Annotated in this window: 22 protein-coding genes; 9 read left to right on the top strand and 13 right to left on the bottom strand. The window is 47.0% G+C overall.

Going from position 1 to position 25506, the window contains the following annotated elements; all coding sequences use genetic code 11:
• The first annotated feature begins 91 nt into the window (after positions 1–91).
• The 7 genes from AADH33_RS09060 to AADH33_RS09090 all read left to right on the top strand — a co-directional run bounded on the left by AADH33_RS09060 (position 92) and on the right by AADH33_RS09090 (position 4186).
• Complete coding sequence (locus AADH33_RS09060) at positions 92–337, top strand: helix-turn-helix transcriptional regulator (protein WP_348548694.1); 246 nt, start codon at positions 92–94, stop codon at positions 335–337.
• A 3-nt stretch (positions 338–340) separates the two neighbouring features.
• Entirely contained in the window at positions 341–595 is a 255-nt protein-coding gene (locus AADH33_RS09065; RefSeq protein WP_348548695.1) for a helix-turn-helix domain-containing protein, read from the top strand.
• Positions 592–870, top strand: coding sequence for a hypothetical protein (locus AADH33_RS09070; RefSeq protein ID WP_348548696.1), 279 nt, complete (start codon positions 592–594; stop codon positions 868–870). The genes AADH33_RS09065 and AADH33_RS09070 overlap by 4 nt, the downstream gene beginning before the upstream one ends.
• On the top strand, positions 863–1114 hold the full coding sequence (locus tag AADH33_RS09075) for a hypothetical protein (protein WP_348548697.1): 252 nt from the start codon (positions 863–865) through the stop codon (positions 1112–1114). The genes AADH33_RS09070 and AADH33_RS09075 overlap by 8 nt, the downstream gene beginning before the upstream one ends.
• Before the next feature lie 22 nt (positions 1115–1136).
• Positions 1137–1364 (top strand): hypothetical protein, encoded by a 228-nt coding sequence (locus tag AADH33_RS09080; RefSeq protein WP_348548698.1) that lies wholly within the window; start codon positions 1137–1139, stop codon positions 1362–1364.
• Positions 1351–1941: a hypothetical protein gene (locus AADH33_RS09085; RefSeq protein ID WP_348548699.1), complete on the top strand. Its 591-nt coding sequence runs from the start codon at positions 1351–1353 to the stop codon at positions 1939–1941. The genes AADH33_RS09080 and AADH33_RS09085 overlap by 14 nt, the downstream gene beginning before the upstream one ends.
• 106 nt (positions 1942–2047) lie before the next feature.
• On the top strand, positions 2048–4186 hold the full coding sequence (locus AADH33_RS09090; RefSeq protein ID WP_348548700.1) for a DUF3987 domain-containing protein: 2139 nt from the start codon (positions 2048–2050) through the stop codon (positions 4184–4186).
• Positions 4187–5642: 1456 nt separating this feature from the next.
• Here the strand turns inward: AADH33_RS09090 and AADH33_RS09095 are convergent.
• Positions 5643–6773: an endonuclease/exonuclease/phosphatase family protein gene (locus tag AADH33_RS09095; protein WP_348548701.1), complete on the bottom strand. Its 1131-nt coding sequence runs from the start codon at positions 6771–6773 to the stop codon at positions 5643–5645.
• A 607-nt stretch (positions 6774–7380) separates the two neighbouring features.
• Between AADH33_RS09095 and asd the strand changes: the two genes are divergently transcribed.
• Both asd and tgt read left to right on the top strand, forming a co-directional pair.
• On the top strand, positions 7381–8514 hold the full coding sequence (gene asd, locus AADH33_RS09100; RefSeq protein ID WP_317052626.1) for an aspartate-semialdehyde dehydrogenase: 1134 nt from the start codon (positions 7381–7383) through the stop codon (positions 8512–8514).
• A gap of 213 nt (positions 8515–8727) precedes the next feature.
• On the top strand, positions 8728–9879 hold the full coding sequence (tgt, locus tag AADH33_RS09105; protein WP_075101550.1) for a tRNA guanosine(34) transglycosylase Tgt: 1152 nt from the start codon (positions 8728–8730) through the stop codon (positions 9877–9879).
• Positions 9880–10014: 135 nt separating this feature from the next.
• Here tgt and AADH33_RS09110 read toward each other — a convergent pair whose 3' ends face one another.
• The 12 genes from AADH33_RS09110 to rimO all read right to left on the bottom strand — a co-directional run bounded on the left by AADH33_RS09110 (position 10015) and on the right by rimO (position 25442).
• The gene (locus tag AADH33_RS09110) at positions 10015–11367 is read right to left on the bottom strand and encodes a sodium-dependent transporter (protein WP_348548702.1); all 1353 of its coding nucleotides are present in this window, start codon (positions 11365–11367) and stop codon (positions 10015–10017) included.
• Between the two features lie 320 nt (positions 11368–11687).
• On the bottom strand, positions 11688–12467 hold the full coding sequence (gene lpxA / locus AADH33_RS09115; protein ID WP_100749189.1) for an acyl-ACP--UDP-N-acetylglucosamine O-acyltransferase: 780 nt from the start codon (positions 12465–12467) through the stop codon (positions 11688–11690).
• Between the two features lie 179 nt (positions 12468–12646).
• On the bottom strand, positions 12647–13156 hold the full coding sequence (gene fabZ, locus AADH33_RS09120) for a 3-hydroxyacyl-ACP dehydratase FabZ (protein WP_100749188.1): 510 nt from the start codon (positions 13154–13156) through the stop codon (positions 12647–12649).
• A gap of 116 nt (positions 13157–13272) precedes the next feature.
• Positions 13273–14295 (bottom strand): UDP-3-O-(3-hydroxymyristoyl)glucosamine N-acyltransferase, encoded by a 1023-nt coding sequence (lpxD, locus tag AADH33_RS09125; protein ID WP_348548703.1) that lies wholly within the window; start codon positions 14293–14295, stop codon positions 13273–13275.
• A gap of 172 nt (positions 14296–14467) precedes the next feature.
• Positions 14468–16903 (bottom strand): outer membrane protein assembly factor BamA, encoded by a 2436-nt coding sequence (gene bamA / locus AADH33_RS09130; protein WP_348548704.1) that lies wholly within the window; start codon positions 16901–16903, stop codon positions 14468–14470.
• A gap of 263 nt (positions 16904–17166) precedes the next feature.
• The gene (rseP, locus tag AADH33_RS09135) at positions 17167–18534 is read right to left on the bottom strand and encodes an RIP metalloprotease RseP (protein ID WP_348548705.1); all 1368 of its coding nucleotides are present in this window, start codon (positions 18532–18534) and stop codon (positions 17167–17169) included.
• An 85-nt stretch (positions 18535–18619) separates the two neighbouring features.
• Complete coding sequence (gene ispC, locus AADH33_RS09140) at positions 18620–19831, bottom strand: 1-deoxy-D-xylulose-5-phosphate reductoisomerase (RefSeq protein ID WP_348548706.1); 1212 nt, start codon at positions 19829–19831, stop codon at positions 18620–18622.
• A gap of 74 nt (positions 19832–19905) precedes the next feature.
• Positions 19906–20715 carry a phosphatidate cytidylyltransferase gene (locus AADH33_RS09145; RefSeq protein ID WP_348548707.1) on the bottom strand — a complete coding sequence of 270 codons (810 nt, stop codon included), beginning with the start codon at positions 20713–20715 and terminating at the stop codon, positions 19906–19908.
• A gap of 241 nt (positions 20716–20956) precedes the next feature.
• Positions 20957–21715, bottom strand: coding sequence for a polyprenyl diphosphate synthase (gene uppS / locus AADH33_RS09150; protein ID WP_348548708.1), 759 nt, complete (start codon positions 21713–21715; stop codon positions 20957–20959).
• Positions 21716–22034: 319 nt separating this feature from the next.
• Positions 22035–22589, bottom strand: a complete 555-nt coding sequence (frr, locus tag AADH33_RS09155; RefSeq protein WP_075101541.1) for a ribosome recycling factor — start codon at positions 22587–22589, stop codon at positions 22035–22037.
• Between the two features lie 128 nt (positions 22590–22717).
• On the bottom strand, positions 22718–23443 hold the full coding sequence (pyrH, locus tag AADH33_RS09160) for a UMP kinase (protein WP_075101540.1): 726 nt from the start codon (positions 23441–23443) through the stop codon (positions 22718–22720).
• Positions 23444–23855: 412 nt separating this feature from the next.
• Complete coding sequence (gene rimO / locus AADH33_RS09165) at positions 23856–25442, bottom strand: 30S ribosomal protein S12 methylthiotransferase RimO (RefSeq protein WP_348548709.1); 1587 nt, start codon at positions 25440–25442, stop codon at positions 23856–23858.
• Between the last annotated feature and the right edge of the window lie 64 nt (positions 25443–25506).

The raw sequence follows: 25506 nt of genomic DNA on the forward strand, positions 1-25506 counted from the left end.
TCATGTGACCGTCATGTGACCTTATACCATCTACCCCAGAACTATACCATTCACTTACACCTTAACAGACGTTATCTAGGAGTAAGTGAATATGTTAGACGTTACTAACAGCAATCAGCCCACCTCTACGAACGAACAGCCAGCACCGCTAAACCCTCAAGGCTATTCACGTATCAAGCCCACTGCCGAACTAATCGGACTTCACCACCAAACGCTAAGGCGCTGGTGGAAAGTTGGCAAATTCCCCAAACCAGTAGATGTAAACGGTGTTCCTATGTTTAGGAATGCTGATTTATTAGCGTTTCTTGAGCGCCAGCATTCAGCTAGTGAGGTATGAGCCATGACTACCTCAAAGCAGCCAACCAAGCAAACCCACAGCCAAATAATCCTTAATCACTTGCTGGCAGGTAAAAGGCTTTCAAATATGCAAGCCTACGACCAGTACGGCATGACTTCTTTCTTACAGCGCATTAGTGACTTACGCGCTGCAGGAATAGTTATTCAAGATGAAATGATAGAGAAAAACGGCAAGCGATATAAGTCTTATTGGATAGACCAGCCAGCCAACACTACCGATAGTGAGGTGACCCCATGAGCATAACCGAACAGTTAGAAGTCTTAAAACCGCGGCTGGTAGCAGTTGATACTTATACGCTGTGCCATGTGGACGACTACATGCAAGACGTATCGAACGATTGTGAAAGCCTTGCTTATGCCTTGAACCTGATAGAAACCAGCGACCCAGCAAGCAAAGGCGTGATTGTAGCGGTACGTTCTGCACTACTGGCACACAGCGAACACGCCAGCAAAATGAGTGCGGACATCATGGGTAAGCTAATCACACAAGACGAGGTATCAATCAATGAGTAATCAAATATCAGTATCAGCCGACCAGCTAGAAAATATCAATGAGCAGATAGTGCTACTCGATATTGATACCAGTCATCTAGCAATGGCATTGCAAGCCGTGCAAGTAGATTGCGCGGTATCAGGTGGCTTTATTAATACCGTCATAACTGCCCTAAGAGCTGCGTCAAAGTCGCTGGAGGGCATTACAGACGAATTAGATTATATGCTGACCACAGCAAAGCAGGAGGTAGCAGACCATGAGTGATAACGATTTAAAAAGAGAGGGCATGTTGATAATAAATGATGATTTTATCGACCAGCTCATTACTACCCTACACGCCAATGTGACCGCTATTAACAGCTTGACCAAAATAGTAGAAACAGAAAATAAGCTATTAAGATTGGCTGGCTCGCTACCTACAGGCAACAGACAAGTAGAGTCGCTCAAAGAGCTATCCACACGCATAGCAGAAATAACCTTTAACGTGGAGGACGTAAGAAATGAGCAACGATAACAAAATCAATCTAAGCGCCCCTACACCAGCCACATTCAAGGCAGGTGATAGCGTTCTATGCCCATCATTGAGCCTTAACCCGTTTGTACTTACCAATGACCCATACGGCAAGCGTGATGTTTTGGCATTAGAATATGAAGGCAGCTACTTCTACTATGATAGAAATGGCTATTTTGTCCGTGCTAATCAAAACGAAACGGACGACTTTCAGCCAAGCCTATTTGCTGACACGCCAGCCAATCGCCAAGCCATAGCAACGCTATACAGTGGCAGCCACACCAGCCAACGCAAAGTCATAGACACCACAGAGGCAGACGATAACGAGGTGATTGTTATATCGTCACATGATTTATCGCATATCGCTTGTGATATTAGCGGCGCTATAACTGTATTGAATGATATTGGACAGTTACTAGGACTTATTCACTACGAGAAAATAGACGCTCACACCGCTATATCAATGGCGCGATTAACACAGGACGCTACTGTAACGTGGTCAAACCTACTTCATGACCAATTAGAGGCAATCAAAGAAACCCTAGCAATGACTCGCTACGGCAAGGAGGGCAGCCAATGAAACGCTACCCACCAAAACAAAGCCGTAAGCACGCCAAGCGCAAAAGCTACTACAAGAAGTATCAAGCCAAGCGTAAGCCGAACCAATCAAAAGCAGGGGGTAATAGATGACCACCACACCAACAGACAGTCATGAAAAAGCCCATGCGGACAACATGGGCGGCTTCATTGGTTATATTGCTGATATTGATAATGCGACACCCGAACAACGCGCTCAAGATGCCGATTTAAGCCAGTTGGACAGCTTGCAAGATGACTTAGGACTGCCAACCAATCACACTAATAATACACGCTACCTAGATGATGATATTAGCATGAGAGGCGGTAATAGCAAGGGTGACAAGCTACCTAACACCAAAGGTTGTTACGGTCTTGTTATGGTTAATAACAAGACTGAACCCGTCAACATGGCAGCGCAAATGCCCAATAGTGATAAGCCGCCTATTATATCGGACACCACACAAGCAAGCGCCTACTCTATTGGCTCAATGAGCCGTGATAGTAACTGGTGGCTAGTGACCAGTTTAAGTGATGCTGTCACGCTATACGCTAATTTAAGTACTAATGACCCTAATATCACTGTCTTAGCGTGCCTTAATCAAAGCATGTTTGATAAAGCATTAAGGCACTTTGCCGAAGTACACACCATTCATATCATGGACACCGCTCAACATAAAGACAGGTTAATAAGCCGTTTGGCTGGCGTGAATGCTATTGCTCATATCTCGATAGATTGCATCATTAGCAGATTGAATGAGGGTGACTTAATAAATAACCTGATTGCTGATGCGAAAACTATCGAATTTGTAGCGCTGGCATGGGGCGAACCTGAACCATTAGCCAATGACCCAAGCCAGCCCACACCCTACCCTATAAATGCGTTTACAGGTCTATTAAGGCGCGTTATTGAGCTGGTAGCGTACTATGCACAAGTACCACTTGCGATGGCAGGTAACTGTGTTTTAGGCGCACTGGCAGATATAGGGCAACGCTTTATTGATGCACCGATGGGACATAAGCACATGCCAGCCAGCCTAATACTGATAACAGAGGGCGAAAGCGGTAGCGGTAAAACGCGAGTTATGGATTTAACGCACTTTAAAATAGACGAGCATGAACGCCAGCAGTATGAGCAATATCTCATAGATTTAGATATATGGGAGAGTGACAAGGTAGGATTGAAAGGCGCTGAATTAAAGGAGTATCTAAGCAATACGCCTAAGCCCACCAACCCCAAAACGGTTTTTGATGATGCAACGATTGAACCTATCTTAGATAAGCTTGTCGATGGTGAGATTAATAACGCTTCATGGGCAACTGATGAAGCAGCGCAATTTTTTAATGGTCACACTATGAAAGGCGATACAGCGGGTAATGCACTAGGCGCTATTACAAAACTACATAGCAGTGGCAGAGCATCAAGACAACGTTCGCAAAAGTCAGCCCATGCCACACCGCGTACTGATGCTTATGACGTTCGCATGACGCTACTGCTTCAAGGTCAGCGTGTGATATTAGAGCCAGCATTAACCGACCCACTCATGAACGGGCAAGGGTTTTTAGCACGGGCGCTTATTGCTTGCCCTGAGGACTTACGCGGCAAAAGAGTGTTGAATGACGAGCAGCGCAATAATGACAATCCGCATAACAACCCTGATTTAATAGAGTATTGGTCACGCTGTCAGAGCTTACTTGACCCATTACCAGCCAATGCGCCAACAGACACGCAAGGCGTATTGCCGCGCCTAAAAATAAGATGGGAGGACAACCACACAAGACAAGTCTTTAATGACCTTGCACAAGGTATAGAGAACCGCCAAGCACAGGGGCAGGCATTAGAGTATCTAAAAGCGTATGCCTCACGTATGGCAGAAAATGCCAGTCGCATAGCGTCACTTATGGCGTTCTTTGAGGGGCGCAAGGTGATAACCACTGATGATATTAAACGGGCATTTATGCTTGTGGAATACTCAACCAGCGAGCGCCTACGCTACCTTGATGCCACACCTACAGGTGAGCAGAACGACAGTGAGAAGCTAAGCGGCTGGCTGGTGAATAAAGCGAGGGGTAAGAAGCCGCATAAGTTAAACCGTACTGATATTTATAATGGCGCACCTAAGCCTATGCGTAAGAATAACCGCATACTTCAAAGTGAGCTTGATAATTTAGAAAGTAAATTACATATAAAACAGATTGAGGACGGACGCAAAAAGATTATTGAGGTCAATCCAAAGCTTTATAAATAAAGATACTTGCGTAAAAATGTGCCTTTTTTGCCTAAATAGCCCTTAGCCCATATAGCTAGGGGCTTTTACTTAGTAAAGGCGTTTGCCTAACCGTGCCTTTTTTGCCTAAACTGTCCTAAAAACATGCCTATTTAGGCACAATAAAGGCAATTTAGGCACGCTTAGGACGGGGGCATTACTAACTCAATGCTATATATGGTGAGCCTTACAAGCTATTTAGGCAGTTTAGGCACGTTTTCTTAGGTATAAAAGAATATTGGTAGGTGTGACAGCTCATTATCACGGTGAACGCTCATAATAACTCTACAAGGTAGGCGTTTATCGTCTGCCTTTTTTATTGGCTGGCAAGCATCGGCACTGGCATAGTTAAAGGTGAGTAAAAATACAGGAAACTGACGATAATCAGGAAGAATTTCTTGTTAGTTTTAGAAGCCGATAAAGTGGAAATAGCTATACGCACAAAGGCGTGAGGACGGAGATATAAAAGCATTAGGAATAAAAATAACGCCAATTATGGGAATAATTCCAGCGCGAAGAAAGCGACCCAAGCACGCACCAAGCGAGGAACCAAGCCTAAAAAACAGGAACCAAAAAAGGCGTTTTTCTCTTGGTGCTAAAATCGCAAACCTATATCGGTACTGACTCACAGAGAAAACAACCACGCACCAAGGCACCAGCAAATAATAAGACTGGCATTAACCGACACACTAGCCAGCAACCATGCTGATTAGGCTCTAGGCTGGCATGATGCAGCCAAACGCATTAAAAAACGTAGCTATAAATTAGCTATATTTAGACAATCACAATGCGCGATGCACATAAATGCATTAAAAACGCACACATTTTAGCGCCATTATTGAGCGCGTGCAGTGATTAGCAATTCAACCCCATGCAAACAAAGTGCAAGTATAAAAAAGTATTCCTAAGTTGCTGGTATGTTCAATGTTTTAGAGTAACCCTACTCCCCTATTGGTTTGAACATTCCCATTATTTAAGCCTTTTTATTTCTTGAATTTATCTATGAATAAGTCCCAAGCAAAACCTACTGGGCACCGTACTGGGCACCAATATTAATTATTCTAATAAAAAATCTTTGTAAATCAAAAATTTAAACACAAAGAAAAGCCCCGAACCTAGGGCGATTGGTTCAGGGCTTACGGCGCTTCATGTTGTTGTTATTATTATTTCTTCCATGTCGACTTATCCTAAGTCATAAACAGTCATCTATAAGACAGCGGGCTGACCTGTGCTTTTATCGATACTGCCTCAACACTGCATCCTTGCCTCTCCTTGTGTTGATGGTTGTATTGTAGGGCAATCACTTTGATGCGCCTAGAGGCTAAAGACCTTATTTCGCGTAAGCATATGCTTACATTTGTACACCCGCTTACTGCCACACTTGCCTTGTTTGGCGGCTCGTGACTTATCTAGAACCAATCTAGCCTACTACCCTATTCTATCCCAATAACTGCTGCTTTTTAGCATGCTCTTTAGAGACTTTTTCGCCTTCTTCTTTGCCCTCTTCTATTTTGTTATCTGTCTCTTTGATATCGTCTACTTCGGCCGTTGGGGCGTTTTTTTGTTGTTGCTCGGCTTCCTCTGGCTCATACTGCAGCGTCGTCATGACTGGAAAGTGATCAGAGCCTATAGACGGCAAACGCTGAATATCAACGACTGTGAAGCAAGCACTGTGAAAAATATGATCAAGCGCCCAACGCAAAAATGGATAATTGACATGAAAGGTATTGATAAAATGGCGGCCGATACGCGGGTCCAGCAAGCCTGAGATGCGCTGAAAGCGGCGCGTCGTCTTCGACCAGGCCACGTCATTAAGATCGCCTGCCAATATAGCGGTTTGATCGTGCTCTTTGATGTGTTTGCCGACCATTAGCAGCTCGGCATCGCGAGTGGTCGATTTGTCGGCTTCAGTAGGACTGGGCGGCATGGGGTGTAAGCAATATAGCCAAATCACTTGACCATTTTGCAGGCGCAGCTGTGAGTGAATCGACGGTATGTCATCTATCATCAAATACTTGACCTCAGGATCGATCAGTTCAAGTTTCGAGTATAGGTGCATGCCATATAAATTGTCTAATGGCACCTTGACGGTATAAGGATAGTCTGGCTCAATTTGCTCCAGTGCTTTTTCCCACCTTTTATCACTCTCTAAGGTGATTAAAATATCGGGCTGCTTTTGCTTGACCAGCTCGACCAGCTTTTGGGTATGATCATTGGGCGTTAGGACATTTGACACCATGAGTTTTAGTTGATGCGCTTGCCCTGCAGGTTTGGATTTTGCTTGTTGTACTTCTTTTTTCCATAGTTTGGTATAGGGCAACACCATTCTTAGCTGAAACACCAATGTGAGGCTCAAAACCACAAACAATAACCACTGCCCTAGCTGCCAGTCTGGCCAAAATACCAGCATACCAACCCAAGCGATCACCCCCAGCACCATGATCTGAATACGAGGAAACTCGACACCGCGCACCCACCAATTATCCAGCGGCAGCCAGCCCCAAATCGTCACAAACGCGACAAGCCCTGCTAGCCACTGGACAGAATAATATAATAGTGAAAAATCCATAGTATGTATTAACCGTTGGTTGAAATTCTGGTTTGTCGCTGCATAAGATATGTTGGGTGTTCAGGCATCTTTAGGCGTACGGCTCACGATACTGATGCTAGCGCTTACTTTAGCACTTCAATCCAGTGACGCCTACTGCTACAGCCGAATTATATGACAACAACTATAAAACATTACAATGTCAAGTATCTGCATACTAGGGCGTGTTGAACATTCACAAATAGGCACTGCTGATCGCTAAAATTTTTCCAGACAAGGCACAAAGCGACGATAATGCAGATGCCTTAGCTAGGTTTGCAACGCAGTATGGCGCAATTTTAGCATCAGCCGTAGGGACAGGACTCTTTTTTGCCGCTTCATTGGTAAAAATAGACGCTTAGAGTGACTAAGCTTACTATTTTTACCTTCGAATCGTCTAAAAAATAGTCTCTGTCAGTGCCATGGTTGAAGGTTCAACACGCCCTAATAACATCACGTTATAATCAACATAGCAAATAGTGTATAAAAAACCGCTAAAAATTGCCAAAACGTCTTGCTTTTTGGGAGCATTCACGGCATTGTTATTGGTTGGCGACGCAACAAATAATTGTAAATAGGATTAGTTTTCATGAGTAATTTAACAGTAGGCTTGGTGGGCTGGCGCGGTATGGTTGGCTCAGTGTTAATACAGCGCATGCAGCAAGAAAAAGACTTTGATGGTATTACGCCCGTGTTTTTTTCGACCAGTAACGCAGGTGGCGATGCGCCAAGCTTCGATGGCGTACAGACCAGCCAATTAAAGGACGCTCATGATATCGACGCACTCGCAGCTTGTGATGTGATTATTACCTGTCAGGGCGGCGACTACACCTCAAAGGTGCATCAGCCCCTACGCGATAGCGGCTGGAATGGCTACTGGATCGATGCGGCCAGCACCTTGCGTATGGCAGATGACAGCATCATTATCCTTGATCCAGTTAACCGTAATGTCATCGATAGCGCGCTCGCCAGTGGCAAAAAAGACTTTATCGGTGGCAACTGTACGGTATCATTGATGCTGATGGCGATCGGTGAGCTGTTTAATAAAGGCTGGGTAGAATGGGTCAGCGCCATGACTTATCAGGCGGCGAGTGGCTCTGGCGCAAACAACATGCGCGAGCTCATCGAAGGCATGGGCGTACTACGTGATGCGGTCAAGGACGAGCTGGCTGATCCTGCCAGCGCTATCTTGGATATCGACAAAAAAATCGCGCAGACCCAGCGCGCAGATGACTTCCCTAAGCAGTATTTTGGTGTACCGCTCGCAGGCAGCTTAATCCCTTATATCGATGCGCAATTAGAAAACAAGCAATCGCGCGAAGAATGGAAAGGCGGCGTCGAAACCAACAAAATCCTTGGCAACTCAGCGGCCAATACCATCCCTATCGATGGTATGTGTGTGCGTATCGGTGCCATGCGCTGCCACGCTCAAGGCCTGACCATCAAGCTCAAAAAAGACATCCCGCTAGAGGAAATAGAAGCGGCGCTAAAAAATAGCGGCAATGAGTGGTTGGACTTGGTCGAAGATGATAAGGAAGCCACGATGAACCGCTTAACACCTGTTGCTGTAACAGGCACCTTGACTGTGGCACTAGGACGTCTACGTAAGCTAAACATGGGGCCTGAATATCTCGGCGCATTTACCGTCGGTGACCAGCTACTGTGGGGCGCAGCCGAACCCTTACGCCGTATGCTAAACATCATCCGCAAGCAAAACGCCTGATTTTACAACTCAACTATGAAGTACAAAAAAGACAGCAGATGGCTGTCTTTTTTTATATCGATTTTAGGTTCACTCCTCATAACGCGCTATGAGCCGCACATAATCGCGCATAATATAAATAGCAACAAAATTGAGATTGGCATCCCTGTCCCAATAAACCCTTAACAATGCTATAATTAGCGCCATTTCCATAGCTTACATAGCGGTTATCATATGCAATTTGTCTTACACAAAACGGCCAGCGGCGAGACGCGTGCGCGCCGTGGCACTGTCCATCTCAATCATGGCGACGTACAAACGCCTGCCTTTATGCCTGTCGGTACGTATGGCACGGTCAAAGGTATGCTGCCGCGCGATATCGAAGCCATCGGTGCTGATATCATCCTTGGCAATACGTTTCACTTATGGCTACGTCCTGGTACTGAGGTCATCGACAAGTTTGGCGGTCTGCACAAGTTTATGCATTGGGATAAGCCTATCTTGACCGACTCAGGCGGCTTTCAGGTCTTTAGTCTTGGTGCAATGCGCAAAATCACCGAAGAAGGCGTCAATTTTAAGTCGCCTATCGACGGTGCCAAGGTGTTTTTGTCACCAGAAAAGTCAATGCAGATTCAGTACAGCTTAAACTCAGACATCGTCATGCAGTTTGATGAGTGCACCCCCTATCCTGCCACTCACGATGAGGCCAAAAAGTCTTTAGAGCTGTCGCTACGTTGGGGCCAGCGCTGCGTCGATGAGCACAATAGACTGGGCAGCACCAATGCGCTGTTTGGTATTATTCAAGGCAGTATGTACCCAGATCTACGCCAGCAATCACTCGAGGGCCTGCTTGAGATTGGTTTTGATGGTTATGCCATCGGCGGCCTATCGGTCGGCGAGCCAAAAGATGAAATGATGGATGTACTAGACTATATCCCAGATGCGATGCCAGCAGACAAGCCGCGCTATCTGATGGGCGTTGGCAAGCCTGAGGATATCGTTGAGGCGGTACGCCGCGGGGTCGATATGTTTGACTGTGTCATGCCCACTCGTAACGCCCGTAATGGTCATTACTTCGTCACAGGCGATACAGACAATGCAGGCGTGGTGCGTATCCGCAATAGCCAATATCGTAACGATGAAGGCCCACTAGACCCTGAGTGTGATTGCTATACTTGCCAAAACTTTAGCCGTGCCTATTTATACCATCTCAATAAATGTAAAGAGATGCTAGGCGCGCAGCTGGCTACCATTCATAACCTGCGTTATTATCAGCGCTTAATGCAAGGCATCAGAGACGCCATCGAGCAAGATACCTTTGATGCCTTTGTCAGTGAGTTTTATGCCAAGCGTGGTCAAACGGTGCCTGAGCTAAACCTACGCTAACTCTTTAAACGTTCATCTATCTCTCTGTATCTTTATCTATCATTCAGACTAAAAAAGGGCTTAAGAAAATTCTTAAGCCCTTTTTGCTGCTTGATAGATGTATGCGCCATTCAAAAAGGCTAATGGCCAAACGTTTTAATCCATCAATGTGGTCACAAACACGATAACCACTGCGATTGGCGCTACAAACTTGGAGATAATCTGCCATAGCGTCCACGTACCATTAGACAGACCAAGCTCTTGCTGAACACTGCGCTGATCCATCTGCCAGCCAAGGAAGACAATCGCCGCCAGACCCGTAAGTGGTAGGATAAACTTACTGGTGAGCTTATCTAAAGCATCAAAGACACCGTTGCCCATGATCGTAAAATCAGCCCATAGGTTAAACGACAACAAGGCTGCGATACCAAGTAGCCAAATCACAATACTTGCCACGATGGTCGATACTGTACGGCTCATCGAGGTACGCTCTTCTAAAAACTCCACCGTCGGCTCAAGTAGCGAAATCGATGAAGTGATAGCGGCAAAGGTAATCAATAAGAAAAACAAAGTACCAATGATCGTACCTGCGCCCATGCTACCAAAGGCAATTGGCAAGCTGACAAAGATAAGACCAGGACCTGAGGCAGGATCTAAGCCATTGCTAAAGATAATCGGGAAGATTGCCAGACCAGCGGCCAAGGCAATCACGGTGTCCAATATTACCACTGTACGGGCGGTCTTGAGTAAGTTAACTTCACGGCCCAAATAAGAGCCATACGCAATCATAATGCCCATACCGATAGATAGGGTAAAGAACGCATGACCAAGCGCAGCAAGCATCACGTCTGCAGTCAGCTTGCTAAGGTCTGGAGCAAATAGGTAAGCAACCGCTTCACCAAATCCGCCATTCATGACGTTATAACCGACGATGACAAACAAGATAAGACCCAATAATGGCATTAACACCTTGGCGGTTTTTTCGATACCACCTGTCACCCCCATACCGACGATGATAGCCGTCAATACCATAAACACCGTATGCCAAATGGTCAATGTGCCGGCTGAGGCCAGCATAGCATCAAATGTCGCACCAACTGCGTCGCCATCTTGGCCAGCAAACTCACCTGAGGCGATTTTGGTGATGTAGTTTAGCGCCCAGCCACCGATGACACTATAAAACGATAAAATTAAGAAACCGCCCAAAATACCTGACGCACCCACGATACCCCAGCTGCGTGATTTGCCTTGGCTGGCGGCCACATCAGCAAAGGTATTGACTGGGTTTTTTTGCCCGCGGCGACCGATCAACCACTCAGCGACTAGAATCGGAAAACCTACTAACGCGATACAGAATAAATAAGCGATAACAAAAGCGGAACCCCCACTTTCACCGACCATATATGGAAATTTCCATATATTCCCTAACCCAACTGCCGACCCTACCGCTGCTAGCACGAAGCCAAAGCTTGAGCTCCATTGTGCATGTTCTTGTTTATTCATAGCCATCTTTTCCGTCCTCTTGCTTCAATTAATACCACTGATAACCTTCCTTGATTATCATAAGCCGCCCATCATAATGCTTAAGCGAATTATTAAACGCCCCGATATGAAGCGTCCAGTAACATTAAGAAAAAATTGTTTACAATACCGTAAACGCTCAGTTTCTGCTAAGCAACCAAAAAAGTCAAGTGCCCATAAATACAAAAAGCCATAACAATTGGTTATGGCTTGCTATCATTTTACCTATAACTAACAAGAGTTTGGACTATCAACAATTCTTTTTATCATGAACTATGGCTAATCTTAATCAATTGTCTACTAATTACTTAGCGCACGACACCGCGTCGGCTGTTTTGTAATGAGTCGATAAGCAGCTGAATCTTTGGCTCTTTCGGCAGTAGCTCGTTATGCAGCACCTCAAGCGCTTGTACAGTGGTCAGACCCGATCTAAAAATCGTACGATACGCTTGACGCAAAACATCAATTGTCTCTTTTGACCAGTTTTTGCGGCGCATACCTTCGACATTGAGGCCATGGGTTTTGGCAGGATTGCCAGACACCATGGTAAAGGCTGCCACATCTTTTAAAATCAGACTTGCCCCACCGATCAGACTATAGTCATCTACCGTACAAAACTGATGAATACCAGAGTTGCCACCGATGATGGTATGGTTGCCGATAGTGACATGACCCGCTACCCCCACATTATTAGCCAACACATTGTGATCGCCTATCACGCAGTCGTGAGCCACGTGGGTGTTGACCATCAACAAATTATGACTGCCTATCTTGGTCAACTCGCTGTCTTGAGCGGTGCCGCGGTGCAAGCTGCAGGCCTCACGAATGGTATTATAATCGCCAATCTCAAGCCAAGTACGCTCGCCTGCATACTTCAAATCCTGCGGATCTTCACCAATACTGGCAAACTGATAAAACTGATTGTGCGCGCCGATACGAGTCAGCTTGGTCACGACCACATGACGATGCAACACCGTATGCGCGCCGATGCTGACATCATCCCCGACGATACAGTACGGGCCAATGGTTGCAGTCTCATCTATCTGAGCGGAGGGTGAGATGAGTGCTGTTGGATGGATCTGACTCATAATGTGGGCCTTTGTATCTTCTGGTGCGAATAAATGGTAAAACACTGACCGTCAGTCATAACTTATCAAACAAACCAAAGTCAGTCTTGCGACAAAATATCGATGCTCATTATAATTCTTCTTGTCTGTTTTGACATAACTCTTTAGATACTGATGAGCCTAAAAGTTATCAGCCAATTTTATTGCTCTTGACGAGCAATCATCACCTGTGCACTCGCCGCCAGCTCGTCTTCAACATGGACGGTACAGTCAAACTTATAAATACCGCGCTTTTGCATCACAGTTTTTGCCCGAATAATCAGCTGATCACCAGGGATAACGCGGCGCTTAAAACGAACCTTGTCTACCCCAGCAAACAAATACAGATAGCCATCTTCGGCAGTTAATCCTGCGCTGATAAACCCAAGCACCCCTGATACTTGAGCCATACACTCGACCATCAGCACGCCTGGCATGATAGGCTCATTGGGGAAATGCCCATTAAAAAACTCTTCATTAATGGTGACATTTTTGACCCCAGTGATGCATTCACCAGGGATACAGTCGATCACTTTATCGACCAGCATAAAAGGATAGCGATGCGGTAAGTAGTGCTTTAGCGTATGATAAGTCAGAGGCAAAGTCAGGCCTTGCTCAGCCAAGCTTTTCATGTTGGTATCATTTAAAATATCTATGTCGTTGCTGCTCATATGCCGCGTCCTTGCTCATTGCTAAGTATAAAAGGATTAAAGGGTTAAAATATTGGATATTATATGGTTAACTATTAAAGGTTATGAAATAGAGTGATATCCTGTGGTCAGTCAAATCAGCGCTCATCGCGACCGAGCTGGCGAAACCTAACTGCAGCGCGTCGCCAATTGGCAGTTGGCATGGCCGCGGTACCTGAAGAGTAAGAGCCTGCTTGTTTGATGGATTTGGTCACCATCGTCATACCCGACAATGTAACATCATCAGCAATCTCGATGTGGCCAGTGATACCGACCGCGCCACCAATGATACAGCGTTTACCGATGTGCGTACTCCCAGCGATACCGGTGTGCGCGGCGATGGCCGTCCCATCACCGATATGCACGTTGTGCGCCACTTGCACCAGATTGTCGATAATTACATGATTACCGATGACGGTATCATCGATAGCACCGCGGTCGATACAAGTCTGACTGCCAATACGGACATGATCACCGATGATGACTCGGCCTAACTGCGCAATACGCTCCCACCCGGTCGTGCTTGGGTCGTTGGTCGGGGCAAAGCCAAAACCTTCTGAGCCAATACTTGTACCAGCATGCACTCTGACATGATCGCCGATGGTACAATCATGACCGATGACCACTTGTGATTTGATGACACAATCGCTGCCGACCCTCGTACCTGCCTCAATCGTCACATGGGCAGCCAGCGCTGTTCGCGCCCCCAGCTGCACCTGCTCGCCTATCACACAAAACGCCCCTATGCTCACCTGCTCGCCGATGATGGCACTATCGGCAATCACCGCACTCGGATGAATACGACTCGAGGCTGACTGATAAGCAAATAACTGACTGGCGCTGGCGTAAGCCAAGTATGGATTTGCGACCACCAACGCCAAGGTTGATGCGGGTACTTGCTGGCGATGGCCTGCTGTGACTAACACAGCCCCTGCCTGACTGTCTGCCAAACTAGAGAGGTAACGAGGATCGGCCAAAAAACTCAGCTGCGTGTCATTGGCTGTCGTCAGACTACCGATACCACCAATCTGTTGGCATAACTGCTCGGCGCTCAGCTCTGCTTTATTTCTAACCGGCTGGCGCTGCTCAATTTGGGTGATAATTTGCTCAATCGTTATCATAGTTATTATTAGTATGAAGTAAGAATAAAAGTCGTATTATAAATAAGACAGTCATCAAGCTGCTATATCAGCTTGATGACCAATTTATCTAGTATCATCTATTTATACCACACAAGTTATTGTGCCGTATAAATAAGATCAAAAAACCAAAGCGCTTCAGATGGCCGCTACGTTAGAACGTATTACCAATCTGGAACTGTACTTTTTCGGTCTCATCACCCTCTTTATCACCGATAGGCATCGCATAACTCAAGGAGATAGGGCCAATTGGCGTATACCAAGTGATACCAGCACCAGCACTAAAGCGCAAGTCATTGTCTTGAGTCAATAATGGTACGCCAGTATCAGCACCCGTATCAGGGTTTACGAAAGTACGGTCTTCTTTATCGGTGGTATCAAAGACTTGCCCGCCCTCTGCAAATAGTACAGGACGTACTTGGTCAGCCCAGTCACCTTTAAATAGCATGGGCAATACCAGCTCAGCCCCAAAGCTGGCCAGCGCGTTACCACCGATTTCTTCGTCTTTATAACGCACATCATCATTGATGGCATCATAATACGTCTGTGACTTTGGTCCAAGTGTTGAGGCTTCATAACCACGAACAGAGCCATAACCACCAGCATAGAAGTTTTCATAAAACGGTAAATCATTACCATAGCCAAGCTTGGTATAACCACGTGCTATCCAATCCTTATAAATTGGATAATAAATATTGCCGCGGTACACAAGTTTTTGATAGCTGGCATCACCAAGGCCGATGGTCGCATCGACGGTATGGCTCATACCTTTGGTTGGGAATACAGGACGATCTAGGGTGCTATAGTCCCAGCCGAATAGTAGATTATAGGTCTGATAGTCGTTTTTAAAGCCAGTACGACCTGAAAGCTGCTCTTTACCTTCTTCATCAATAAAGGTGAACTGCTCAAAAGATCCACCATCATCGATTAACTGCTGGACGTTTGAAACCCCTAAGAAGCGGCCACCCCGTACTGAGGTATTATCCACGTTGAGACCTGCGCTGACGCGTTTGGTTTCATCGACAGGATAGCTGTAGTTGAGCGTGGCACCATAGGAGTCGGTCACATAGTTACTGACGTTTCTGTCATCATACTTGGTCTCACGATAATACGCGCTCAAACCTTGAGAGACACCGTTTTCGGTAAAGTACGGATCGGTATAGCCCAAACTATATGAATCGCGGGTCTCTGAGCGAGACAGCGCAGCTTTGACTCGGTTACCTGTACCCATAAAGTTGTTTTGGGTCAAATCCAACTGGAAGGTCACACCGCCACTTTGTGAGTAACCAGCGGCAATGGTCGAGCTACCTGAAGGCTGCTCTTCTACCGTGTAATGTACGTCTACTTGATCTGGCTGGTTGGGCACTGGTTTGACATCGACATTGACGGCTTTAAAAAACCCGGTGCGCATCAGACGCGTGCGTGACAATTGGATTTTTTCGCTAGAGGCAAGCGCGCCTTCTAGTTGGCGCATCTCACGGCGCAGTACTTCGTCTTGGGTTTTGATATTGCCCGTAAAGTTGATACGGCGCACGTAGATAGGACGGGCAGGATCGATGAAGTAATCCACATCGACCATTTTGGTATCGTCATTGATACGTGGTACTGGTCTGACTTGGGCCAGATAATAGCCTTCGTTGCCATAACGGCGCTTGAGCTCGGCGGTGGTTTCATCAAGTTTGGCTTGCGAGTATTTTTCGTTTGGGGCAAAGGTGACCAGCTCTTGTAGCTCAGTCGTCTCAAACGTCGGCTTACCTAAAAAATTGACCTCACCAAACTGGTACTGTTCGCCTTCGCTTAGGCTAACTTCGATAAACACACTGCGCTTATCTTCGCTGATGTTAAGTACCGCATTGTCGACGGCAAAACGCACGTAACCGTCATTTTGGTATAAGGCTTTTAAGTTTTCCAAACTGGCCGCCAGCTTTTCTTTGGCATAGCGATCAGATTTAGATAACAGGCGTGTCCAAGAAGATTCTTTTACAGCAAAAACATCTTTGATCTCATCATCGCTGAAGTGCTTGTTACCGATGATATTGATATCGACGACTTTGGCAGGCTTGCCTTCGATAAAGCGTACATCGAGCTTGACACGATTGCCATCGAGTAGCGTTTGGTCGACTTCGATATTACTGTTGTAGTAGCCTTGGCTGATATACTGCTGCTGCAGCTCGTTGGCGACGCCTTGTAACGTCGCTTGCTTGAGTACATCACCGACAGACAAACCTGCGTTGCTCAGTCCTTGCTCTAGTCCTTCTTTTGGGATGAGCTTATTGCCCTCAAAGTTGACTTCGGCGATGGTAGGACGCTCAACGACATCAAAGCGTAACTGACCGCCTTCGACACGGCTTTGAATGTCCGCGAAGTTTTCGGTCGCATATAGTGCCTTAATACTGGCCGCCAAGCTGCTGTCATTTACCGTATCTCCTACCGTGATAGGTAGAACCGGATAGAGGCTATCGGGGGTTAGACGTTGTAAGCCATTAAAACCGATGTCAGTCACTACAAATTCTGCAGCCTGTACCGGCATACTCATCATCGCTACCACTAACGGCAACCCTGCCGCGCTCATAAATAAAGGCGTACGCATAAACACTATCCGTCAATAAAAAAATTGCTTAAGTTAAGTTAAAAAGCACATGTTGTCTTGTCCATTTGCCATAAAGTCGCATGCTTTGGCGGACAAGACTCAGAACACTTTATATAAAACGCATCATAAAATAAACTAAAAATTACGATTAGTACAGAGACGGCGGCACAAAGCTGCTCTGCCGTCACACCCGCAATCGCTGCCCGATACGCGTAAAACCATTAGTGCATCTTGCCTTATCACCCAAACGCTTGGGCAAACCATCAAAACAATCGGCTGATATCATTACCAATTGCTAACACCATGAAACCTGCCAGCAAGAGTAAACCGATATTAAGTCCAGCCATTTGTACGCCTTCTGAGAGCGGCTTACCGCGAATCAGCTCTATGAGATGATAGACGATATGCCCTCCATCCAATACAGGAATGGGCAAAAGGTTGAGCACTGCCAGACTCAAACTGATCAGCGCGGCGGTAGACAATACCATCTGCCAGCTAATATCGAAGCTTTGTTTGGCGACTTTGGCAATGGTAATCGGGCCTGATAAATTATCGAGACCAATCATACCTGAGAGCATTTTGCCCATCGAGCTGACCGTCATCACCGCCAGCTGTTCGGTTTTTTCAAACGACTTGACCAGTGACTCGCCTGGACCATAGACCACTGTGGTTTTATAATCATCAGGAATGACAATCTCAGACTGTGCCACCATAGCACCAATTTGCCCAAAGTCGTTACCCAAATTGTCTTTTTTGCCCTGCGGCATGATGGCCAATTGTACAGACTTACCCTCTCTTAAGACGGTAAAATTGAGTAAAGTCTCAGGATTATCGCGAATGATGCGTGTGGCACTGATCCAGTCTGCGATGGCGACATCATTAATCGCCGTGATACGGTCACCGACCTTGAGGCCTTGACGATTGGCGGCACCATCGGGCGTCAGCTCACCGACGATAGGGGCGATCGTCGGTTGCCATGGCAGCATACCAAAGCTGCTCAGCGCATCTTTTCCATGGTCATCGCCTTGCATAAACTCATCCACAGGCGCGTAGTAGGTCTTGGCATCTTTGTCATCAGCTTGTAGCGTGACACTTATATTGTCCGTCTCGCCCATGCGTCCAGCGAGACGGTAATTAATCCCTTCCCACGTCTGCACCTCATGACCATCGATGGCAACGATCCTATCGCCAACGGGCAGCTGAGCGGTGGCCGCTGGCGTATCAGGCAACACTTGCCCAATCTTTGTCGCCAACTGCTCAGATGGGGTCATAAACAACACCCAAAACAAGCCAATCGCAATGACAAAGTTCATGATAGGGCCTGCTGCGACGATGGCGATTTTTTTTAGCGGATGCTGACGGTTAAATGACAAATGCTGCTCATCGGCTGCCACCTCGCCTTCTCGCTCATCGAGCATTTTGACATAGCCGCCCAGTGGCAGCGCCGAAATCCGATAATCAATACCGCTTTTTTTGCTGGTCCAGCCTGCGACTTTGGGGCCAAAACCAATGGAGTATGTCAGCACCTTAACACCGCACAGGCGCGCCACGATATAGTGCCCCCATTCATGCAAAGCAATGAGCGGACCTAAGACAAAAATGGCCGCAAGGAGCGTCAATAAAAACGTCATGATGTCTTCTCAATATGGTTTTTTAGCAAGTTCTCTCGTACAAGACTGATTTGCAGGACTTCTATTTTTATAGCGTCTGCGCCGCTTATATGAATTTTGCCACCTTGGCCACCAATGCCTCAGTATGCCGACGCGCTAGCTGGTCAATCGACAATATATCTTCTATATCCGCCGACGCCGCTAACAGCGGTACTTGTATCTCACTAAGTGCCTGCTCATTGATATCAGCAATATCTGTCAAACGAATTTGTCCTGCCAAAAACGCGGCCACGGCAATCTCATTGGCGGCATTGAGTACAATGGTCGCCTGCGTACCCGCTTGCATGGCTTGTCTCGCCAAACGCAAACAGGCAAACTTTTGTAAATCAGGCTCGATAAATTCTAGGCCGCTTAGCGCATACAAGTCCAAAGGCTGCGAGCCGCTATCAATACGCGCAGGATAGCTGAGTGCATGAGCAATGGGGGTCTTCATATCTGGGCTGCCCAGCTGCGCCAAAAAGCTGCCGTCGCTATATTCTACCATTGAGTGAATGATGCTTTGTGGATGAATCACCACATTTATTTTATCCTCACTCAAATCAAACAAATGGCAGGCTTCTATCAGCTCAAGCCCTTTGTTCATCATCGTTGCCGAGTCAACCGATATTTTTTGTCCCATCGACCAATTGGGATGTTTGACGGCTTCAGCGACACCAGCTTGCTGCATCTGCGCAAATGACTGCTGCAAAAATGGCCCACCAGAGGCGGTCAACCACAGCTTACGCACCCCGTGCTTTGGCTGATGAATCTGGCAGCTGTCTTGTTGGATATCTACCGGCAAACACTGAAAAATCGCGTTGTGCTCTGAATCTAAAGGTAACAAGGTAGCATGGTGCGTTTTTACCGCATCGATCATCACCTGTCCTGCCATCACCAGCGCTTCTTTATTAGCAAGCAAGATACGCTTGCCTGCGCGCGCGGCGGCCAACGTAGAAGGCAGTCCTGCTGCACCGACAATGGCAGCAACGACCATATCGGTTTGGCTATCGGTGGCGATATCTATAAGCCCTGCTGCGCCCCCGACGACCTCGATATCAAGCTTCGCTGCGCTCAGACGCTGAGCAAAATCATCGACTGCGGCTGTCGGTACGTTGACGCGCTTTGGCACAAACTGCTGACACAGCGCAAACAGTTTGTCCAAACGATGGTAACCCGACAAGGCATAGACTTGGTATTGCTGCGGATGAGCCGCCAAAATCGCCAACGTACTATCGCCAATCGAGCCAGTTGCGCCTAATACGGCGATACGTTGCATCATAACCATCGTTGCCTATCAATAATACAAAAAAAATAAAAATAAAGCCTAACTGGATAAACCCAAGCAAGACACTTTTATACCACCATCAAATTAAAGTATTGCAGCGCCCAAAAGCCAAGCGCAAAGATCGGCGTGGCAGACAATAAGGAGTCAATACGATCAAGGATACCGCCATGCCCTGGCAAGATCGTCCCTGAGTCTTTGACACCAGCACGGCGTTTGAGCATTGACTCAAACAAATCGCCGAGTACCGAAGCCAATATCGTCAGTACCGATAGCGCGGCAAAGGCGATCAGCGGCACCCCTGTCAGCTGTAGTTTAAAGACGCTGATGGCCACGACGACGAGCAACCCTGTGACAATGCCACCGGCCAACCCTTCCATACTTTTATTGGGTGAAACGTTTGGTGCCATTTTGCGGCGACCAAGCTTGCGCCCGACAAAATATGCCCCACTATCCGCGCACCACACCAATAAAAACACATACAGCAGCCACCAAGCCGATAGCTGCCACAGATAAAACATAGCCGTGATGGCAGCGGTTAATATCACCGCACCCATCAAGCCCAGCTTTTTTCCATACCAATTGGTCGTCGTCGGAAAGACCCGAACCCAAGACAGCGCCATCAGCCATATGGCGAGCGATGCGGCCCACCAAAACAGCCACGTCACTTTAAACAGCAGTGACACCACGGTCAGCGCCAAAACCAAAAGCACAAATAACGCTGGCTGACGCCATTTGGGCATCAGCTTGGTCCATTCATGAGCGGCGATGATTACCCCTATCGCCAACAGCGGCGCAAACAAAATTGGTGTTTGGCTCGCAAACATTGCAATACCAACGATAATAACGAGAACAATTGCCGTCTTAATCCGTTGCCACATACTCATTGAGCCTTATAATAATGAAAAACGTATGGTCAAAAAATGCATTATAGCAGCTAATCTACAATAGCCCACTCATTGCTACTGACTGCAACAAAAGCGGTTCATTATTTCATAAGCACGCGGCCTTAACCACGGTGAATAATCACTACTAAAAGCGTAGCAGGCTTTTAAGGCACAAAAAAGACAAGCAGCGATCAAGTATCAGACAAGCAAGTATAAGATAAGACGTTAGGGTCGTTTAGGGTAATTGCTGCGCGCAAGCGACTTGCTCGCTGGTTTTACCAAAACGGCGTTGGCGCTGGGCAAACTCTGCAACCATCGATGCCAGCTCTGCTGCGCTAAACTCAGGCCATAGGGTTTTGGTAAAAAACAACTCAGCATAAGCGGACTGCCACAATAAAAAGTTCGATAATCGGTACTCACCGCCCGTCCGTATCAGCATATCGACCGCTGGGGCGTCTGCTAACTGGACATGGCGGCCAAGCAAGTCTTTATCGATATCATCAGCACACAGCTCCCCTATCTGCACCTGTTTGGCCAACTGTTTGGCAGCATGGGCAACATCCCACTGCCCACCATAACTGATGGCAATGACCAATGTCATGGCATCAAAATGCGCGGTTTTTTCTTCTGCATCGGCCATCAGTGCTTGTAAGTCCGCACTGAGCGGACTGCGATCTCCGATAAACCGTAAGCGAATACGGTATTTGTCCATCCGCGGCATTTGCTCATGAATGGTCGAGGTTAAAAGCTGCATGAGCAGCGCCACTTCACTCGGCGGGCGTTGCCAGTTTTCGCTAGAAAAAGCAAATACCGTCAAAACCTCGATACCAGTATCGACACAGTATTCGACAATAGGGTCTAGCGCATCTTTGCCTGCCACATGTCCATGGCCTTTGGGTAGATGATTGGCTTTGCCATAGCGGTTGTTGCCATCCATGATGATGGCGATATGACGGGGTAGAAGAGCAGGAGCCAAGGCGGCTGAAGTAGACATAGGCTAGCTTGCTTATTGTTAAGATGGTTTAATAATAACGCGTGTCATGACGGCAAAAAAGTCAAAAAGATAAGATGTGGTGATTATTCACAAACTTATCATAAAGCGGTCTGCTACGGCTTTATGATTGACGACACAATAATAAGCAGCCAATCGCACTGGCGCAGTGGCTGCTAAACGACATATAGTCTATTGGAAATAAAACTTTTATAGATAGGGCTGCGCGACTGGTATAAACGTTACTTGCGTGCTGCTATCGTTCGATACGGCGCAGCCTGCATTTAAAAACAGCACCCCAGTCGCGCTCTGCTATCGCTCGTTATACTTCCATCAGCTCGCTTTCTTTTTTGCTCAAACGGCTGTCGATGGTCTCGATGTATTTGTCAGTGATTTTTTGAATATCATCACTAGCGCGGCGCTCGTCGTCTTCTGAGATTTCTTTTTCTTTTGCTAGATCTTTTATGTCATTCATCATATCACGGCGGATATTACGAATCGAGACGCGGCTGTTTTCTGCTTCACCGCGCGCCAGTTTTTGCATATCGCGGCGGGTTTCTTCTGTCAATGCTGGCATCGGCACACGAATCACATCAGCGGTCATCGGGTTCAATCCCAAATCCGCTTCGCGAATGGCCTTGTCCACGGCCTGTACCATCGTACGGTCAAAAGGCTGTACAAGCAATGTGCGCGAGTCTTCGACATTGACACTGGCTACTTGGTTGAGCGGTGTGTCGGCGCCGTAGTAGCTGACCATCACGCCAGATAGCATGCCTGGATGGGCGCGGCCTGTACGTACCTTACTAAAGGTGTTTTCAAGCGCTTCTAAGGTTTTTTGCATACGGGCTTCGCCGTCTTGCTTAATCTCTTTAATCATTGTGCATCCTTATTTATCGCTGTCGATAAATCATTCATGGTTGTTAATAGATAGTTATTTTTCGGCAATTCATCGCTCATAGCAGAGCGCTTGACCGCGCATATTGGGCAATATTATGCCCATTAATATTAATGATAAACGCGCGTGCCTTCGTTTTCGCCCATGACCACATTTAATAAGGCGTTGGGCTTGGTCATATCAAACACTTGTAGCGGTACATTGTGCTCACGGCACAAGGCGATAGCGGTTAAGTCCATAACGCCAAGTTTTTGCTCTAAGACTTCATCAAAAGTCAAACCATCGTATTTTTTGGCATCGGCATGCAAGCTTGGATCTTTGTCATAGACGCCATCCACTTTGGTGGCTTTTAATATCAAGCCTGCTTCGACCTCGATACCGCGCAGACATGCTGCTGTATCGGTGGTAAAGAAAGGGTTACCAGTACCGGCGACAAAGATACAAACCTCACCGTTTTTTAGGTAGCGAATGGCATTGCGGCTGCTATAGCTTTCAGTGACTTCACCAATCGGTAAGGCTGACATCAAGCGCGTTTTGATATTGCGGCGCTCAAGCGCATCACGCATGGCCAGACCGTTCATCACAGTCGCAAGCATACCCATTTGATCGCCGGTCACACGGCCGACTAGGCCCTCTTGTTGCAGCTGGGCACCGCGATATAAGTTACCACCACCAACGACGATACCAACTTGCACACCAAGGCCGCGCAAGTGGGCGATAGATAGGCTCATCTTATCGAGCACTTCGGTATCGATACCCATGTCCTTGCCACCAGCCAAGGCTTCGCCTGAGAGTTTTAGCAAGATACGAGAGTAACGCGGGTTTTTGTCAGACATGAGGTCACCTTGTTAGCATTAAATTATAATTAAAGTCATCGATAAAATACAAATGAAGATTGCCTTCTGATTTACGTACAGCCAGCGTCGATACGCAAGCCAGTGTCTGCGTATTGCTAGATTACGTGCAGCGCCCTACTCGTGATACAGTGCTGAGTAGATAAAAAGGCCAAATTGCGCTAATTGTAGCAAAAACTGCCCGCGATTGGGCAATTTTCACTCATCTATCATTATGACGGCTTAGGGCGTGTCCTCAATTCAATCGATAGCCATCTAAATGGGCTAAAAATGGCTAAATCTGGCCAAACGGTGTCAAATAGCTGACTAATATCTCGATATTATCTGCGCTATTTTCCTTGTTTGACGGCGATTTATCTCATTTTTATCGCCATTTTTGAAATGAGGACACGCCCTAGCCTTGATAGCTGGCAAATAAGTCGTACTCGCTGGCCTCGTCAATGGTGACGGTCAAAAACTGACCAACCTTGACCTGCGCGCTGATGTCATCGACATAGACATGACCATCGATCTCTGGAGCATCGGCGTAACTCCGACAAATCGCAATGCCCTCAGCACTATCAATCTCATCGACCAATACCGTTAAGGTTTTACCGACTTTCTCTTGCAGCTTTTGTGCTGAGATGTCTTGTTGTAGCGTCATCAAGCGCTCATAGCGAGATTGCTTCACCGCTTCAGGCACATGACCCGGCAAGTCATTGGCTACCGCGCCTTCGACCTCTGAATAGGTAAAGGCACCGACGCGATCAAGGCGTGCCTCGACGAGCCAATCGAGCAGACATTGAAAGTCTTCTTCGGTCTCGCCAGGGAAGCCGACGACGAAGGTTGAGCGAATGACGATATCAGGACAAATCTCACGCCACGCTTTGATACGTGCCAAGGTGTTTTCGCTATGCGCTGGACGCTTCATGGCCTTTAAGATGCGGTGACTGGCGTGCTGAAACGGAATATCTAAATACGGCAGTAGCTTTTTTTCGCCCATCAGCTCGACGACTTTATCTACGTGCGGATACGGATAGACATAATGCAGGCGCACCCAGATACCCAAGTCATTTAATGCTTGGCATAAATCATAAAACTTGGATTTGAGCGGCATGCCATTCCAAAAGCTGGTTTTGTACTTCAGATCAAGCCCATAAGCTGATGTGTCTTGCGAGATAATTAGCAACTCTTTTACGCCAGCGTTTTTGAGCGCCAGTGCTTCGTTCATGACATTATCAATCGGACGCGAGACTAAGTCACCGCGCAAGCTTGGAATGATGCAAAAGGTACAGCGGTGATTACAGCCTTCTGATATTTTTAGATAAGCATAATGGCTTGGGGTCAGCTTAATACCCGCTTCATTGATCAGATCTATTTTTGGATCGTAATGGCTATCTACGTCGCGCTTGGGCTTGGGCACATGCTGCGAGACGGCAGTGATGACCTCATCATAAGCATGTGCGCCTGTGACCGATAGCACCGCTGGATGCATCTCACGGATTTTATCCGCTTCTTTTCCTAAGCAGCCAGTAACGATGACTTTACCGTTTTTGCTGATGGCTTCCCCGATGGCATCGAGCGACTCTTGTACCGCTGACACAATAAAACCGCAGGTATTAACCACCACCAAATCTGCGCCGTCGTAGTCACTTGCGACCTGATAACCATCGCGGCTAAGCTCTGTGATGATCCGCTCGCTATCGACCAGCGCCTTTGGGCAACCAAGCGACACAAAACCGATCTTTGGCGCGGCTTGAACTGGCGTATCGCTCGCAGCTGTACGGGCTACTGTAGCATCGCCACTTTGCGCGATACTGCGGTTTTGATTGTGATTGGCTTTGTGGTGATAGGGCTGAGTGCCGTCTGCCTGACTCGTTGACTGCTTTTGCGTGTGCGCAGGCTTAGCAGGATTAAAGATAGTGGCTGTGTTTTTTGGAGCAGTAGAAGCTGGCTGTGAAGATATCGTCGTATTTACCGACTCGGTAGAGGTGTTGGGCATGGCTGACCTTGCTTGAGATAAATTGGCTGTGCGCATTGTACGTTTTTTTTATGATAATCACCAG

This window comes from Psychrobacter sp. KFRI-CH2-11 (assembly GCF_038239325.1).
Classification (GTDB): domain Bacteria; phylum Pseudomonadota; class Gammaproteobacteria; order Pseudomonadales; family Moraxellaceae; genus Psychrobacter; species Psychrobacter celer.

What these genes read in the sequence shown, in the direction of transcription:
- AADH33_RS09060 (WP_348548694.1), top strand. Translation starts at nt 92, where the DNA reads ATGTTAGACGTTACTAACAGCAATCAGCCCACCTCTACGAACGAACAG.
- AADH33_RS09065 (WP_348548695.1), top strand. Translation starts at nt 341, where the DNA reads ATGACTACCTCAAAGCAGCCAACCAAGCAAACCCACAGCCAAATAATC.
- AADH33_RS09070 (WP_348548696.1), top strand. Translation starts at nt 592, where the DNA reads ATGAGCATAACCGAACAGTTAGAAGTCTTAAAACCGCGGCTGGTAGCA.
- AADH33_RS09075 (WP_348548697.1), top strand. Translation starts at nt 863, where the DNA reads ATGAGTAATCAAATATCAGTATCAGCCGACCAGCTAGAAAATATCAAT.
- AADH33_RS09080 (WP_348548698.1), top strand. Translation starts at nt 1,137, where the DNA reads ATGTTGATAATAAATGATGATTTTATCGACCAGCTCATTACTACCCTA.
- AADH33_RS09085 (WP_348548699.1), top strand. Translation starts at nt 1,351, where the DNA reads ATGAGCAACGATAACAAAATCAATCTAAGCGCCCCTACACCAGCCACA.
- AADH33_RS09090 (WP_348548700.1), top strand. Translation starts at nt 2,048, where the DNA reads ATGACCACCACACCAACAGACAGTCATGAAAAAGCCCATGCGGACAAC.
- AADH33_RS09095 (WP_348548701.1), bottom strand. Translation starts at nt 6,773, where the DNA reads ATGGATTTTTCACTATTATATTATTCTGTCCAGTGGCTAGCAGGGCTT.
- asd (WP_317052626.1), top strand. Translation starts at nt 7,381, where the DNA reads ATGAGTAATTTAACAGTAGGCTTGGTGGGCTGGCGCGGTATGGTTGGC.
- tgt (WP_075101550.1), top strand. Translation starts at nt 8,728, where the DNA reads ATGCAATTTGTCTTACACAAAACGGCCAGCGGCGAGACGCGTGCGCGC.
- AADH33_RS09110 (WP_348548702.1), bottom strand. Translation starts at nt 11,367, where the DNA reads ATGGCTATGAATAAACAAGAACATGCACAATGGAGCTCAAGCTTTGGC.
- lpxA (WP_100749189.1), bottom strand. Translation starts at nt 12,467, where the DNA reads ATGAGTCAGATCCATCCAACAGCACTCATCTCACCCTCCGCTCAGATA.
- fabZ (WP_100749188.1), bottom strand. Translation starts at nt 13,156, where the DNA reads ATGAGCAGCAACGACATAGATATTTTAAATGATACCAACATGAAAAGC.
- lpxD (WP_348548703.1), bottom strand. Translation starts at nt 14,295, where the DNA reads ATGATAACGATTGAGCAAATTATCACCCAAATTGAGCAGCGCCAGCCG.
- bamA (WP_348548704.1), bottom strand. Translation starts at nt 16,903, where the DNA reads ATGCGTACGCCTTTATTTATGAGCGCGGCAGGGTTGCCGTTAGTGGTA.
- rseP (WP_348548705.1), bottom strand. Translation starts at nt 18,534, where the DNA reads ATGACGTTTTTATTGACGCTCCTTGCGGCCATTTTTGTCTTAGGTCCG.
- ispC (WP_348548706.1), bottom strand. Translation starts at nt 19,831, where the DNA reads ATGATGCAACGTATCGCCGTATTAGGCGCAACTGGCTCGATTGGCGAT.
- AADH33_RS09145 (WP_348548707.1), bottom strand. Translation starts at nt 20,715, where the DNA reads ATGTGGCAACGGATTAAGACGGCAATTGTTCTCGTTATTATCGTTGGT.
- uppS (WP_348548708.1), bottom strand. Translation starts at nt 21,715, where the DNA reads ATGTCTACTTCAGCCGCCTTGGCTCCTGCTCTTCTACCCCGTCATATC.
- frr (WP_075101541.1), bottom strand. Translation starts at nt 22,589, where the DNA reads ATGATTAAAGAGATTAAGCAAGACGGCGAAGCCCGTATGCAAAAAACC.
- pyrH (WP_075101540.1), bottom strand. Translation starts at nt 23,443, where the DNA reads ATGTCTGACAAAAACCCGCGTTACTCTCGTATCTTGCTAAAACTCTCA.
- rimO (WP_348548709.1), bottom strand. Translation starts at nt 25,442, where the DNA reads ATGCCCAACACCTCTACCGAGTCGGTAAATACGACGATATCTTCACAG.